We start from the raw sequence: 14,286 nt of genomic DNA, 5'->3' as shown, positions 1-14,286 counted from the left end.
TGTTGTGCCCCAGCCCCCTAATGCGGCCGTGTCGCCACTAACACCTCACCGGGGGGTGGCGGGTCGCATCCGTCCCCAGCCACGCTCGACCGACTGACGACATCGGCCGGGTTCGTCTCCTGCGCTGGTAAACAGTGCGGTCAGCATGGGCACGCCGTGAGTGAGTGCCTGGTGCGGCAGGGGGCCCGTGGCAACAAGTGATGCGAGTCCGTGGCCAATGGTCCAGCTTTGTGTTGCCAGTTCCAGCGGGTCGACCTCATCACGGAAGCGGCTGTTCGTCTTGGCCCGGCCGATGGCGCGGACGAGGCGGTCCAGGGTTTCGTCCGCGGCGCCGGTGTCTTCGAGGTCGAAGCCCGCGTCGAACATGACGCGGTAGAGATCGGGGTTCTCCAAGGCGTTGGCCAGGTAGGCGGCGCCCAGGGCAGCGAGGTCTCGTACCGGGTCCGCAGACATTTTGACGGCCGCGAGTTGGGCGGCCAGGCGTGTGAAGCCTTCTTGCCGCAATGCCTTCCACAGGCCGTCCATACCGCCGAAGTAGGTGTAGACGGCCATCGTTGACACGCCGGTTCCAGCGACCAGGGTGCGGAGTGTGACCGGTTGCCTCGTCCGCAGCATTTGTGCGGCCCGGTCGAGCAGCAGGGAGCGGACCGCTGGATCTTTCGTCCTCGCCATGGCTCCACAATACATAGCGACGCTATGCTTTCATGGGTGCTGATCTTGCTGCTCCTGACGCCAAGAGGAAGAGGCCGTTCATGTCCGTGACGCTGGTCAATCCCGAGGGGTTGCCGAAGCCCGAGGTCTACCGGCAGCTGTCGGTCGCCACCGGATCGAAGCTGGTGTTCCTGGCGGGGCAGGTCGCCCGCGACGCCGACGGCCGGCCCGTGGGCGACGGAGACTTCGCCGCTCAGGTCGAGCAGTGCTATCTCAATGTCGCCACCGCTCTGGCCGGGATCGGCGGCTCCTTCGATGACGTGGCGAAGCTGACCATCTACGTCGTCGACTGGCGTCCCGAGAAGATGCCGCTGCTGGGTGAGGGCGTGGGCCGGGCTGCAGCGAAGCTCGGCATCGATCCGGTCAAGCCGATCACCCTTCTGGGTGTTGCGGCACTGGGGGAACCGGACCTCCTGGTCGAGGTCGAAGCCACCGCGGTCATCGAATAGCCGTATCGGCGAGCAGGGAGACCGTGGGGCTGGCCATGTTGAGTCGGGGGCATCTGACGGACGGCGAGTGGGCGGTGCTGGAGCCGTTATTGCCGGTGAGCAACAACCGGTGCGGCCGGTGGCGCGATCACCGGCAGGTGATCAACGGGATCATTCACCGGCTGGGCACCGGGGTGCAGTGGCGGGAGCTGCCCGAACGTTTTGGCCCGTGGAAGACCGTCCACAAGCGGCACTTGCTGTGGTCGGCCGACGGCACATGGGAGAGGCTCCTGCGGCACGTCCAGTCCGCCGCCGACACCGAAGGCGGCATCGACTGGAACATCAACGTCGACTCCACCGCCACGCGCGCTCACCAGCACGCCGCAGGAGCACCTCAAACCCCACCGCCCGCGCCGCCGAGCCCTTCAAAAGGGCGCCGCCGAAGGCCAGGACGGCGACCGTCGGCCAGCATGATGCCGTACGGCCTTCTGGAGGGGGCGGTGCCCCGGGCGAAGCCCTCGGCCGGTCCCGCGGCGGACTGACCACCAAGATTCACATTGCCGCGGAGGGCCACTGCCGCCCGCTGTCTTTGCTGATCACGCCGGGACAACGGGCGGACTGCACGCAGTTCGAGCCCGTCATTGACAAGATTCATGTCCCGCGCGCGGGACGCGGCCGTCCCCGTCGCACGCCGGACAGCGTGAGCGCCGACAAGGCGTACAGCAACCGCAAGATCCGCGCCTACCTCCGCAAACGCGGTATCCGGCACGCGATCCCGGAGAAGCAGGACCACAAGGCCGCACGCCTGCGCCGCGGTTCACGCGGCGGACGGCCGCCGGGTTTCGACAGGGACCGGTACAAAGATCGCAACACTGTGGAGACCCCGCCTACCTCGACAAGCAGAAGGAGTTCCTTGACCTCGCCCGGGACGACCTGAGCTACGCCCCGGGCTGGTGGGAGCGCCGACGAGCCAAGAAGCGGCAGCAGCGCGCCGCCCGCCGTCGGGCGAAGAGCACGCCGACGTCACCGTGACCGCCGAGGCGCTCGGCCCCCTACGCCCCGCTGGAAGGTTCGTGAGGGCTTCCGTCACGTCGGCTGCCGAGGTGGTGTCCGTTTCGGTGATGTGATTGACGTATCGGGTGAAAACCTCCTGCGCGCAGGGGAGTTCGGAGTATCTGCCTGGATCGCTGCTGACGAGGGCGCCCTGGGCGATCAGCACCATTGCTGTTGACGCTCGTGACGCTCGCTCTGACGGGGAGTCAGGCAAACTGTTGGGCAGGCCAGGCCCCGTAGGGCGGCGCGGCGGGGCCAGAGCTGTGCGCTGGAGGTCGGCCTTGTTCCTCCGCGGCGATGGGCGGCTCACCTCCGCTCGCGTGGAGAGCACGTCTGCTGGCCTACCCGGCTGTGCCGGTTCAGCTTCGCCGTGCCGCGTCCGCTGTCCGCACCATCTTCGCCGCGTGGTCAGCCGAGTCGGTAAGTTTCGGAGTGCGCGGGAGACCCGGCTGAGCAACTCCACAACGTGGTCGGTGAGGGTGTCCTGCTGGTGCTGGTGCTGGTGCTGGTGCGGAAGGTGGTGCTCTGGGCCACGCTCGGCTCCTCGGGAAAGGGGTGCTGGGTGTGCTGCGCCCACCGTGGGCACCAGGGACTGAGTTGTCGGGTGGAAACACGACACCCCCCCACCCGAAGCGGGCAGGGGGACTCTCGCACCAGGTGACGCAGCGAGGGCAGTCAGCGTGGTCGATAGATCACGTCTCATGCTTCCTGCGGCACGAGAAGTGCTCGGGCAGCCCTTCGGGTCCTGGAAGGCTTGCGGGCTGACCGCAGCCGTAGCGGCAGAGCGGGATCGCTTGACCCGACGCGTCGACCGGAACCTTGGCGGCCTCGGTTTCCCGGGGGCGGGACTCAAGGACGATCGCGCGGCTGCCACGTCTCTGCTTCGGTTCAGCCCGCACTTCCGAAGCCGGACGGTCCTCGGTGCACCTGTCGCGCCGGTCCCCCTGTCGTACGGATGGCTGGCGCTCCTTGTCGTCCAGGGCGGGCCCGTTCGCCTCGAGGTACCGCTGCCACTGCTGTGCGGGGAGCCAGCCGTGGTGGTCGCCCCGCTGGAACGGGATCCGCTCACCGGCCGCAGCTTCCACGATGAACCGGGTGAGGGCCAGGCCGCCTTCCCCTGTGAAGGTGCTCGACTGATGGGCGGGCATGAGGACGCGGTGCCACCCTCCGCAGTACCCGGCGTCGGTGGGGTTCTCCGGGTCGTAGGGCTTCTCCGGGCACCGGGTGAGCGCGCCGTTTTGGCTGCACTGGCCCTCCTCCAGGACGAAGTTGCCGTCCTGGACCGAGATGGGGTTCTTCTGCACGCGGATGACGGAGGCCGGCAGGTTGGGCGTGCGGACGTAAGGGACAGTGCCGATGCCTGCGTGGTCGGGGTCGGCGAAGTCCCAGACCGATTGGATACCGCCGCGGCGCCGGAACCCCTCCCGTGCACGCATTCCGCGGGCTGTCTGGGCGCTCAGCTGAGGCTCGTAGCCCAGGACGATGCCGTTGGCGCCGTTGATGCGTACATCGAGGCGCGCGTGCCCGTCTGCGGTGTGCGACTCGATGTCGGCGTGGAAGCCGTGATCTTCGGAGTCCTTCGCGACGCGCTCCTTGCGGGCGAGGTGCTCGTCGGACTCGTGGCTGATGGGCTTCTCCCCGGGTTTCCGGTAGTGGGAGGCAAGCCATACGCCGTCACGCTGGACGAGGTACATGGGGACGCGCCGGCCGCGGAGGTCCCGGCAGTCGGGGCAGATGAGCCCGCGCCTTTCGACGGGGACGCGTCCTCGCATGCGCAGGAGCACGTTCAGGAGGTCTTGGCCTTTCGGGACGCCGAGGTCGGCGTGGTCCAGGTCGAGGTTGCGGCCGGCCGGTTCGTAGTAGACGGGGTTGCGGAAGAGGTCTTCGTCGCTGTCGATCTGAAAGTCGTCGTCCATTGGTGCTCCCCGCAGCCGCCACGAGTAGGACTTAGAACGCTACGGGGAGGGTCTGACAATCGGGGCTGAAGCGGAAACAGGGCGCACTGAGAGACACAGGGGGTAGTGGGCCTGCAGCGGGCTGATCGAAAGGATCGGCCCGGCGGGCGCCCTGGCGGTTCGCTGCTCGCCTCGCGCCCTTGCTCCTTTCGAAGGCGGCGACTCCGCTCCGCTGGGGCGAGGGCGCTGATCGCCGATCAGGATGTTCGGACCGAACCGAGCGACCTGACGATTTGCCGTTAGGTCCGAGACCGTGGCCTGCCCGCGGCCAAGCGCGAACATGGTCAACCGAGATGGCCGGCGGCCTCTTCCTCTCGCTACGGCTTCGAACCGCAGGCGGAAGAGGGGAGGAGGGGGAGGAGCCGCTGGGGCCGCCTGTTCTTCAGCTGCGTGGACGGGCGGCCAAGTGCTTCGAAGGCGCGTGGCGAGGATCGGCGCTGCAAGCGGTCTGGATGTCGGCCGCGTTGGCGAAGTCATCGTCGCTGGTGGTGGTGGAACCCACCGGCGCGGCTCGGGCTACTTGGTTGCTGCCGGTCGCGTGCTCACAACTGCCCACGTCATCGGGGACGCCCATTTGATCCAGGTGAGATTCGACGCCGACCAGCCGACTGAGCAGGTTCATCGTGCCGAGATCGCTTGGGTAGATCCAGGCGTTGATGTTGCGGTGCTCACCGTGGACGGCGACCAACAGCACGTCGCTTGGACTGACTTCGGCCGTGTTCCCGAGCAGGACGCCGAGCTGCGGTGCAGCACCATGGGCTTGGCAGGGTCCTGTTGGGGGGGGCGAGTCGGTGGCGTAACGGCTGAGCAGCCCACCGCGTGTGCTGAGCGGACAACATGTACCCCTTAGGGTCGCCCCCCCCGCGAGCGTCCTACCTCCGCACATGCGGAGCGCGCTCGTACTACACCCGCCTGTATCAGCCGTTCTGTGGGCTACCTCCGCGAGTGCGGAGCGGTCACCCCGGCCCTGTCGTAGGCGAATGTGGCAGCGGGTCACCTCCGCGTGTGCGGAGCGGGCTGCGGCACCAGGGTACAGGCCCCCTCTGACAACTGAAGCGAGCAGTTGCGGGCGTACATCGTCGTACTTTACGGTCGGTGCTCCGAGCAGGTGACGCATCGTCAATGGGGCTGTTTCTGCAGGTCAGTTGCTCATTCATGATTCTCAACTCAACGGAGGAGCAGCCGTGTTCGATGGCCTTTCAACATTCAACATTGCGAACTCGCCCTGTATCCCCATGCGTTGGTCACCGGCTGCCGATCCCGCCGAACTGGGTCGCCTCGCGCCCGGCGCGGTGCCCGGCACCACGAGCATGGTCGGCGCCGCCGCCGTCCTGACCGCGTCGCACTTGGGGTCCCTGGACGTCGCCAACGTCGCCGTCGAGTCGACGATCCGCCGCCTCCTGGTCGCCGTGTTCATTCGCGTCAGCGGGCTGCACGTCGCCAACCTCGAAGCGTGGGAGGACCGGTTCGACGAACTCATGGACGCCGGGCGCCTCGAACCGGCCGCCGTCACCGCCTACACCACCAAGTGGAATGGTCGCCTCGACCTCTACCACCCGGAACGCCCGTTCCTCCAAGACCCCCGCCTTGCAGAGGAGTGCGGCGACGCGGCACCTCCCGCCAAGCTCGACATGACCCGTTCCTCGGGCAACAGCCAGCCGTGGAACAACCGCACCCCCCAGACCGCGCCGATCACCGCACACGAGGCCCTGTGGTGGCTCCTGGCCTGGCGCGGATACGGGCCCTGCGGACTAGGAGCCAACCGAAGCCACCAGGACGTCACGCACAAGTCCATGGCCGCCGGACCCCTGCGCGCCGCGATTTCCTGGCACCCCGCCACCGGCAACGAGTTCCACAACCTCCTCCTCTCGTGCCCCCCGCCCGACGTCATCCCCCTTGTCGGCGCAGACCTCCCCGAGTGGGAACAGGACACGTTGCCCGATCCGCTGCGGCCCGAGCTGCCCACCGGCCCGGTCAGCCGCCTCGTCAACCGCGCCGCCCACGCCATCCTCACCGTCCCCGACCCCAACACGGGGCAGGTCACCGGCTGCTGGGTCGCCTGGCGTACCCCCGTGCCCACCGCCATCAAGACCACATCGGGAAAGGCCGCATTGACTGCGGCGGCGGAAGCTGTGACCGGCGCCGTTGATCCGTTCCTCGTCAACCGCATCAAGGGCGGCCCGACCCGCGCCAACCATCACCGGGCGATGCTCCGTGACGTCGACACCCTCATTCACGCCCGACGCGGCGACGACACCACAGGCGGTGCCACCCTCCCTGCCTGGATCCGCCTCGTCGAAAGCCTCCCGGTCGACACCCGCGACCGCATCGGCCCCATCCGCGCCCGCGCTCTCGCCTGCCACCAGGACAAGCAAGAGAAGGAAGAACTCTGGTACGCGTCGACCACACCGGTCTCTATCGCCGTCTGCCTCGCCGGTCAGCACCCCGAGCGCGCCGCACAGATTGCCCGCACCCGACAGGCCGCCGAAGCCACCGCCACCGCCCTCGCAGGCGCCTTGCGCACCGCGTGGAACGCGATGAGCCCCGATCCCAGATCCGAATGCGTCTGGACTGGCAACGCCCTCGCCGCCTACTGGGACTACGCCGAAGCCCGATTCTGGCCGGCCATCGACGACGGCCCCGACCCTCGATTCCCTGCCCTGGCACTCGACCTGTACGACGACGCCACCCGCGCCGACGCTGCCACCCCCACCGGTCTCATCCCCATCGCCACCGCCCGAGCCCGCCTCACCCACCCCAAGCGCACCCGCAAGGCCACTGCGGCGTAAGGACCTCCAGATGACCACTACCCCGGCCGGCACGAACGGCGCCCTCGCCCCCTTCGAGCGGTTCATGGCCACCGTGCGCCGCGCCTGCGGCACCCCCGAGGGCCGCGTGATCCTCCGCCAGGCCCTCACCGACAACCTCGAAAACCCCTGGCAGCTCTACACCGTCCTGCTCCCCGCCGGCGGAATCCCCATCCGCGACGACACCCCCGAACACCTGCGTCAACAGGCGGAACACCCCTTCCTCCTGGCCGCAGTCCTCTACGCCGTCCACGACGCCCCCAACCCCCGACGCACCGACAACCGCCCCTTGACCATCCCCACCCCCAAGCCCGCACAGACCTGGGAAAACATCGGCTGGTCCCTCGCCCGCGCCACCCACACCGGAATGCGACGCGAAACCGCAACCGGCGCCCTGTCCCACCTCTGCGCACTCGAATACGACGACCTCATCCGCGAACTCCCCGCCACCATCAGCATGTTGCGCTCGGGCGGCGCCCCCGTCCGCTGGGCCGTCCTCGCCCGCGACCTCACCCGCTACCAGCGGTGGCCCGCCGACGTCCGCATCGACTGGGCCCGCTCCTACACCACCCCCGCCACCTCGAAGGAGAACACCAAGTGAGCTCCGAATCCCCCCTGTACGTAGACGTCCACATCGTCCACTCCACCCCCTACGCCAACCTGAACCGCGACCGCCAAGGCGCCCCCAAGACGGCAACATACGGCGGGGTCGTCAGGCCGCGCCTGTCCTCCCAGCACGGCCGCCGCCACTCCCGCACCCACATGGAAAACGCCCTCGGAACCCGCGCCATCCGCACCCGAGGCGTCCCCCTCGCCGTCGCCAAGCGCCTCACAGACGCTGGATGGGACGCGGACACCGCCCTCTCCGCCGCGCAGATGCTGATCCTGAGTGCCGACGTGAAGGGGCTCGGCATCGCCGACGGAGGCGGAACGAACGCGTTGCTCTTCCTTCCCGAGAACGCGTTCGACGCCCTTGCCGAAATTGCCGACGCCCACCGCGACGCCCTCACCAAGGCCGCTGACACTGCGGCGACCGCCATCGCCAAGGCGAAGGCCAAGGCCGACGCCGAGAAGACCGACGACGGCGAGGCCGACGACCAGGAGGAAGAGGCCCCGGAGACCGGCCCGTTGGCCGCAGCCCTCAAGAAGGTCCCCGCCGATGAACGCAAGGCCATCAAAGAGGCCGTCCTCGATGTGCTGCGCACCCGAAACGCGTCCATCGCCGCCTACGGCCGGATGCTCGCCAACGAGGGTGCGTCCACCGTCGCCGGGGCAGTCCAGATGGCCCACAGCATCGCCACCCACAGCGGCGCCAGCCAAATTGACTTCTTCAGCGCGGTGGACGACCTCATCCACGACACGGGCGAGGAGACCGGCGCCGGACACATGGGCGACCAGCGATACACAAGCGCGGCGTTCTACCGCTACGCGACGCTCAACATCCGCGAGCTGGTCGACAACCTTGACGGTGACGTGCAGACGGCACGCGAGGTCACCGAGGCGTTCCTCCGCGCCTTCCCCCTCGCGATCATGCCCGCCAAGTCGTCCGGCACCGCCCCCCACACCGTCCCCCACCTCATCCACGTCTCCGTACGCACCGACCGCCCCATCTCCCTCGTCGGCGCCTACGAGACCGCTATCCCCGCCACCGCCAGCGGCTACATCCCCGCCTCCCTGGCAGCACTCGACAAGCACGCCGCCGCCCACGACCGCATGATCGGCACCGCCCACATCGCCGACCAGGCGCACGTCACCCTCACCGACGCCGAGTTCAACGCCCTCGGCGACAACGTGGGCTCCGTCGACCAACTCATCACCCGCACCCTCGACACCATCACCAGGCACACCGCATAACAAGAAGGCAAAGCACTTGGAACGCCGCAGGTCAGGAAGGGGCCGCTCCGCACACGCGGAGGTAACCCGTGCAGCGTCGACACCGTTCGCCGCCGCATCAAGGCCGCTCCGCACACGCGGAGGTAACCCGTCGGCGGCGGGCCTGACGGTCGGGCTCGTCTCGGCCGCTCCGCACTCGCGGAGGTGCCCCGTTCTGTACCTGGACCTGACGGCCCGCGACCTGTACCGCTCCGCACTCGCGGAGACCACCACACCCCACCCAGAGAGGACCCGCGATGACCGGATTCCTGATGCACCTCTCCGCCCCCTGGCAAAGCTGGGGAGCCCCGGCAGATTTCAAGGTCCGCCCGACCAGCCGTTACCCCAGCCGCAGCGGGCTGACCGGCCTCCTCGCCTCCGCGCTGGGGCGACCCCGCGACCACCAAAACGAAGACCTTGCTGCACTCCGGTACACGATCCGCGTCGACCGGCCCGGCGACCGCGAGATGGACTTCCACACCATCGGCGGCGGCTACCCCCGCGAACTGACACCGCCCACCGCCAACGGAACCCGCAAGAAGGCGGGGGAGGGAACCCTCCTTACGGAACGGTGGTACTTGGCCGACGCCGCGTTCACCGTCGCCGTCACCGGCCCCGATGACGTCACCGACCTCGCCGCCCTCGCCCTCGCCCAGCCGGTCTTCGCCCCCTACCTCGGGCGCCGCTCCTGCCCCCCAGACACCCCCGTCCTCCTGCGCACGGGCCTGGCCGACCCGACCGGCGAACTCGACCGGGCGCCCCTCCACCGGCAAGCGCCGCGCGGGAAGGACGCCATCGAGGTCACGTTCATCCACGACACTCCACCCACGCCCGACGCCCCGGCGACCACCACCGTCCGCGACGTCCCCGGCCCCGACCGGACCTTCACCACCCGCGACATCTGGGAGACCCGCCGGACCCTCCCCGCCACGCTCTGCGCCGGTCTCGGAACCGCCTGGATCAACGCCCTCACCACCTACACCCAGCCCACCTACGCCTAGGACCCCCTGATGACCACCGTTGCCGCCCCGGCCGCCACCATCCATCTCGCCCGCATCGCTCTCAACGCCCGCTCCCGCCACGTCCACGACGACCTCAACGACCACACGGCACTCCACCGCCGCGTTAGCGCCCTGTTCCCAGACCAAGGAGGCGCCAGCCCCCGCGCCGCCCACAACGTCCTTTACCGCCTCGAACGAGAACGCACCGGCGCTACCCTCCTCATCCAGTCCACCGGCATCACCATCAACCGCAACTCCCTCCCCGACGGCTACGCCCTCGACACCCCCGAATACCGCGACCTCGGCCCTCTCCTCGACTGGGCTACGACCGGCCGTGCCATCCGCTACCGAATCGACGCCAACCCCACCAAGTGCGAACCGCGCCCGGGGAAAGGCCGCGGGCGCCGGATTCCCCTCACTGGCGACGCCGCCGTCACCTGGTGGGAGCGCCAGGCCGAACGCGCCGGCGTATCCGTAAACCTCAACCTGGATGTGCCACAGCCTCCAGTACGAGCTAGCCGAGGCAGCGACCGGAACGCCCGACTGACCGTCACCCGCTTCGACGGCATCGCCACCATCACCGACGCCAACGCCCTCCGCACCGCTATCACCACCGGCATCGGCCAGGGCCGCGCCTACGGCCTCGGCCTCCTCTCCATCACACCCCACCGCGAGCAATGAACTAGCAAAGCGTCTGGAGCGCCGCAGGTCGCGAAGGGTCCGCTCCGCACACGCGGAGGTGAACCGACGTCGGGATCGAGTGCGCGTGGTTGTTGACGGTCCGCTCCGCGCACGCGGAGGTGAACCGGGGATGTACGCCTCGCCGCCGGTCTCGGGTTCGTCCGCTCCGCACATGCGGAGGTGAATCGCGGATCATCGCGGCGGCGGTGATGCCGATCTGGTCTGCTCCGCACCCGCGGAGGTGAACCGGTGCCTTCTCGGGGAAGGCGTTCTTCCACGTCCAGTCCGCTCCGCACGCGCGGAGGTACACCAGCCAACGGCAGTACCTGCATCGCCGACAAGGCGTCTGCTCCGCACGCGCGGAGGTGAACCGCGCAGCGCGTTGTAGACCTGGGAGACGGTGCCATCTGCTCTGCACTCGCGGAGGTGAACCGGTGTCCGTGTGACGGCCGGTAGCATCCGGGCGCATGTCACATAACAGGAGGTCACAGAAGAAGCGGACGAAAGCATCCGGGGGAGATGTTCTCCACGGCGTTCGGGGACTGGGCCGGGGCGCTGCTGCTGGGCCATGAGGGTCAGCTTGGGTTCTTCAGGAGGGGGGCCAGCTGGCGGACGGCGGAGAATAGGTGGCTGAGGTCGTAGGTGGTCTCGCCGGGCTGCTGCGGACGGCACCAGATGGCATATTCCTCACATATTCTTCACGGCTTCGGTGTCTTGCGTGGAAACAGATATCCACTCGCCGGGCGTTGTTGGTCATCTAGTCGTAGTGGGGGAGGTGGCGGCCTTGAGGCTGTTTCATGCGACCGCGTGCGGTGCGCGTGAGGTGGTACCGCATCTGGCTGAGGTCGAGGCGGATGTACAGGGCCTTGTCGAAGCCAACATGCAGACGATGCTGGGTGTCACACTTTTGGCGAGCGAGTACGCGATCGACTGTGTTGAGGGTGGGCGCATCGACTCGCTGGGAATCGATGAGAACGGAGCGCCGGTTGTAGTCGAGTACAAGCGCGGTACCGATGCAGGGGTAATCAACCAGGGGCTGTATTACCTGTCTTGGCTCACCCGGCATCGTTACGCTTTTGACAGCCTGGTCCGTGACCGGCTTGGGTTGTCGGCGGCGTCCCGGGTTCTGTGGAGCGGCCCCAGACTGATCTGCATCGCTGGCGACTTCACCCGCTACGACGCGCACGCCGTACGCGAGCACCGGCGCTCGATTGACCTAGTCCGCTACCGGTACTTCGGCAGCGACCACTTCGGCCTTGAGACCGTGGCCTCGGTCACCGGGCACTCGGCAGAGGCCAAGCGGGTACGCCGCCGCGCGACCGCGCCGCCGCCGGCTCGGCACGAGGGCGGTGCGATGGCCGAGCTGGCTGCAGCTGTCGACGAGGTCCTCGTCGGTCTCGGAGACGGCGTCACCCGGGTGCAGCGCAAGCAGTACCGGGCCTATCAGCGGCTGCGGAACTTCGCCTGTCTCATACCACCGCAGCAGACCAAGGTGCTGGTCTACCTGAAGGCGGATCCGACGGCAGTGGACATGGTGCCCGGCTTTACCCGGGACGTGACCGGGCTCGGCCACCATGGCACGGGAGACCTGGAGGTTCAGCTGCGCACCGAGCGGGACCTGGAGCGAGCCCAGGACCTGTTCCGGCTGAGCTACGCCGCGGCGTGACGGAGCAGGAATGGGCATTGCGTGCCGAGTGGCGGTGACGTGAAGGATCGTCGCTGTGATGCCTTTCGACGGGCGGTCAGGAAGTGGCGGTGGAGCTACAAGTATTCGGCGGATCCCCGGTTGCGGTAACCGGGGATCCGCCGCGATATTGCCGCCGTCTTCCCGCGTCGCCCTGAATGGACTGCTACTGCTCTCGGTCCTCTGCTGGGGTTGGCTTCCGGTGTCGACCTCGGCCCTTCTCCAGCGCGGGGCGATCCCATTCGGTGGCTTTCTGTTCAGTCGGCTGCGGTGGGTACAGAGCGCTCTTGGCCTCGGCGAGATTGCTGACCAGGCTGACCGTCTCCCACTCGGTTCCGATCCATTCCTGGGTCACGCGGGGTGCGTCGGGGGCGACGTGGTGTCCGCGGTGCGGCCCTTCGGTCAGCGGCACCGCGCGCTTCTTGCTCTTCGAGGCGTGTCGACGTTCCTCGCGGTGGCGTGCCCAGTCCGCCAGCGGCTCCTGTTCGTCGTGCATCTCAGCATCGTGGCGCAGACGCGATGGCCGCTGCCACTGGCTTGGCCAGACGTCACTGTGACCTCGATGAACCGGCGCGTGGGGCCGGCTGCGCGCGGATGTCGGTACGGCTCAGGGCGTTCAGCCCCCGGCGCCGGGCAGTGGCCGGCTTCTGCGCGAGTCCCTGGGTCACCTCGAAGGCCACGTCTTGGAGCACAGAGGTTGCGGAGTGCGAGGAGAAGTGAAGCGCCCACTGGGGTGTGCCGGCGTCGTCACCGCTCCAGAACGTCCAGGCGGGCAGGCCACTGTTACGGGAGTGGGCGGCGAAGGCGTCGAACTGGACGCCGACAGGATGGCCCTCCGGGGCCTGCCAGCGGATCCAGCGGCCGTCGACGGTCTGTTCCCAGCCGGCGTCGGCCAGCGGGCGGGTGGCCTCGCCGATGGCGGCTTCCGAGACCTGGCTGCCCGCCGCGATCTGTGCCGCGTCCGCGGAGGCGAGGCTGTCGAGGAGTACCCGCATGATCTCCACGGGGACCGTGGTGCTCGCGGTGGCGTGCCATAGGCGCTCGTCGACCGGGCTCTCGTACGCCGCGATCTTCCACTGGGGGTCGTCGGGGTCGGCTTCGTGGACGAACTCGGCGCGCAGGACAAGGGATTCGTGGACGGCATGGGTGGTGTCGTCCGACCAGGTGCGGTACTTCTCCCACTCGCCGTGTTCCTCGAGGAACTTGTCCAGCAGCCCTTCATGGTCGCCGGGGTCGGCCGCGTACACCGGCACCAACTCCGTCTTCGACACTGCCGGTTTCCCCGGTGCGTCAGCGGCGATGGCTGCCTGTGATGTCGACATGCCGGCGAGAGCCTGGGCGGCCTGCTGTTCCGTGTCGGTGGGCGGCGGCGGGCCGGGGCGGACGGCATCGCCGTACAGGCGCTCGAAGTCGGCGATGGCCTCGCCGGGGGTGTCGTAGGAGCCGCTGACGACCCGCAGGTGGTTCTCGCCGTGGAGGTGGACGCTCTCGGCGTGCTGGTAGGTGCCCACGGCGACGGTGGTGTGGCCGTCGTGGGCGTACAGGTGGATGGTGAGGCGGCCGGACTGGATGTCGTCGTGGATCTTCTGGGCGTCCGCGGACACGAGCCGGATGCCGTCGCGGTCGAGCCAGGTCATCGGGTGGTCGGCCCACGTCCACTCGGTGTCGATCTCCTCCTGTAGTTGGTAGCTGATGTCCACGGTGATGCCGGTGTCGCGCAGGAGGTTGGCGGTGATGTTGGCGTAGTAGGGCTCCTCGTGGTCGATACGGACGAGGAGCATCGTGTCGTCGCTGGCCGGCCTAAAGCCTTCCGAGGCGAGGGTGGCGCGGGCGGTGTGCAGCGTGTTGCCGGTGAGGGTGGCGACGACGGCGCTGGGGTGCTGGGGGTGCAGGGCGAGATGAACGTGTGCGTCGGGCGCGGTGTCGGGCATAGGGGCTCGTTTCGCGGGGGGGGGGGGGCCCGGAGGGGGGGGCCCCCCGGGGGGGGGTGGGGGGGGTGCTTGACAGCGCGGCGCGCCCTCCCCCCCGGGGGGGCCCCCCCCCGCCCCCGGGGGGCCCCCGGGGCGCCCCGATCCGCACCCGGCACGTGTACTC

Annotated in this window: 12 protein-coding genes, 1 pseudogene and 1 CRISPR repeat array; of the genes and pseudogenes, 9 read left to right on the top strand and 4 right to left on the bottom strand. The window is 68.7% G+C overall.

From position 1 onward, the window contains the following. Positions 1–45: 45 nt before the first annotated feature. A complete protein-coding gene (locus ACFWY6_RS36290; protein WP_384699785.1) occupies positions 46–552 on the bottom strand; it encodes a TetR/AcrR family transcriptional regulator in 507 nt (168 codons plus the stop codon). Positions 553–752: 200 nt separating this feature from the next. On the opposite strand from ACFWY6_RS36290, the gene ACFWY6_RS36285 reads away from it, so the two are divergent. Beyond that, positions 753–1,160 carry a RidA family protein gene (locus ACFWY6_RS36285; RefSeq protein ID WP_384699783.1) on the top strand — a complete coding sequence of 136 codons (408 nt, stop codon included), beginning with the start codon at positions 753–755 and terminating at the stop codon, positions 1,158–1,160. A 38-nt stretch (positions 1,161–1,198) separates the two neighbouring features. Next, positions 1,199–2,019: pseudogene (locus ACFWY6_RS36280) on the top strand (IS5 family transposase); the annotation flags it as partial. Between the two features lie 865 nt (positions 2,020–2,884). On the opposite strand, the gene ACFWY6_RS36275 reads toward ACFWY6_RS36280, so the two are convergent. Continuing rightward, the gene (locus ACFWY6_RS36275) at positions 2,885–4,108 is read right to left on the bottom strand and encodes a hypothetical protein (protein ID WP_384699781.1); all 1,224 of its coding nucleotides are present in this window, start codon (positions 4,106–4,108) and stop codon (positions 2,885–2,887) included. Between the two features lie 319 nt (positions 4,109–4,427). Between ACFWY6_RS36275 and ACFWY6_RS36270 the strand changes: the two genes are divergently transcribed. The 7 genes from ACFWY6_RS36270 (at position 4,428) to ACFWY6_RS36240 (ending at position 12,174) form a co-directional block, all read left to right on the top strand. Then, the gene (locus tag ACFWY6_RS36270; protein WP_384699779.1) at positions 4,428–4,997 is read left to right on the top strand and encodes a trypsin-like peptidase domain-containing protein; all 570 of its coding nucleotides are present in this window, start codon (positions 4,428–4,430) and stop codon (positions 4,995–4,997) included. A gap of 385 nt (positions 4,998–5,382) precedes the next feature. Then, the gene (gene casA, locus ACFWY6_RS36265) at positions 5,383–6,936 is read left to right on the top strand and encodes a type I-E CRISPR-associated protein Cse1/CasA (protein WP_384699777.1); all 1,554 of its coding nucleotides are present in this window, start codon (positions 5,383–5,385) and stop codon (positions 6,934–6,936) included. A gap of 10 nt (positions 6,937–6,946) precedes the next feature. Beyond that, complete coding sequence (casB, locus tag ACFWY6_RS36260) at positions 6,947–7,555, top strand: type I-E CRISPR-associated protein Cse2/CasB (RefSeq protein ID WP_384699775.1); 609 nt, start codon at positions 6,947–6,949, stop codon at positions 7,553–7,555. Continuing rightward, positions 7,480–8,808, top strand: a complete 1,329-nt coding sequence (gene cas7e, locus ACFWY6_RS36255; protein WP_384699773.1) for a type I-E CRISPR-associated protein Cas7/Cse4/CasC — start codon at positions 7,480–7,482, stop codon at positions 8,806–8,808. The genes casB and cas7e overlap by 76 nt, the downstream gene beginning before the upstream one ends. Positions 8,809–9,083: 275 nt before the next feature. Next, on the top strand, positions 9,084–9,827 hold the full coding sequence (cas5e, locus tag ACFWY6_RS36250; protein WP_384699771.1) for a type I-E CRISPR-associated protein Cas5/CasD: 744 nt from the start codon (positions 9,084–9,086) through the stop codon (positions 9,825–9,827). Positions 9,828–9,836: 9 nt separating this feature from the next. Beyond that, positions 9,837–10,508: a type I-E CRISPR-associated protein Cas6/Cse3/CasE gene (gene cas6e / locus ACFWY6_RS36245; protein ID WP_384699769.1), complete on the top strand. Its 672-nt coding sequence runs from the start codon at positions 9,837–9,839 to the stop codon at positions 10,506–10,508. Positions 10,509–10,545: 37 nt separating this feature from the next. Next, a CRISPR array of direct repeats spans positions 10,546–10,942; the repeat unit is 29 nt; unit sequence GTCCGCTCCGCACATGCGGAGGTGAATCG. A gap of 341 nt (positions 10,943–11,283) precedes the next feature. Continuing rightward, on the top strand, positions 11,284–12,174 hold the full coding sequence (locus ACFWY6_RS36240) for a DUF5655 domain-containing protein (protein ID WP_384699787.1): 891 nt from the start codon (positions 11,284–11,286) through the stop codon (positions 12,172–12,174). Positions 12,175–12,358: 184 nt separating this feature from the next. On the opposite strand, the gene ACFWY6_RS36235 is transcribed toward ACFWY6_RS36240, so the two are convergent. Together ACFWY6_RS36235 and ACFWY6_RS36230 are read right to left on the bottom strand one after the other, a co-directional pair. Continuing rightward, positions 12,359–12,688, bottom strand: coding sequence for a DUF6087 family protein (locus tag ACFWY6_RS36235; RefSeq protein ID WP_384699767.1), 330 nt, complete (start codon positions 12,686–12,688; stop codon positions 12,359–12,361). Between the two features lie 52 nt (positions 12,689–12,740). After that, on the bottom strand, positions 12,741–14,123 hold the full coding sequence (locus ACFWY6_RS36230) for a DUF317 domain-containing protein (RefSeq protein ID WP_384699765.1): 1,383 nt from the start codon (positions 14,121–14,123) through the stop codon (positions 12,741–12,743). Between the last annotated feature and the right edge of the window lie 163 nt (positions 14,124–14,286).

The sequence above is a fragment of the Streptomyces sp. NPDC059037 genome, from assembly GCF_042740015.1.
Taxonomy (GTDB): Bacteria; Actinomycetota; Actinomycetes; order Streptomycetales; family Streptomycetaceae; genus Streptomyces.
The sequence above is the reverse complement of the archived record's forward strand: the minus strand, read 5'-3'. Positions and strand labels throughout refer to the sequence as shown.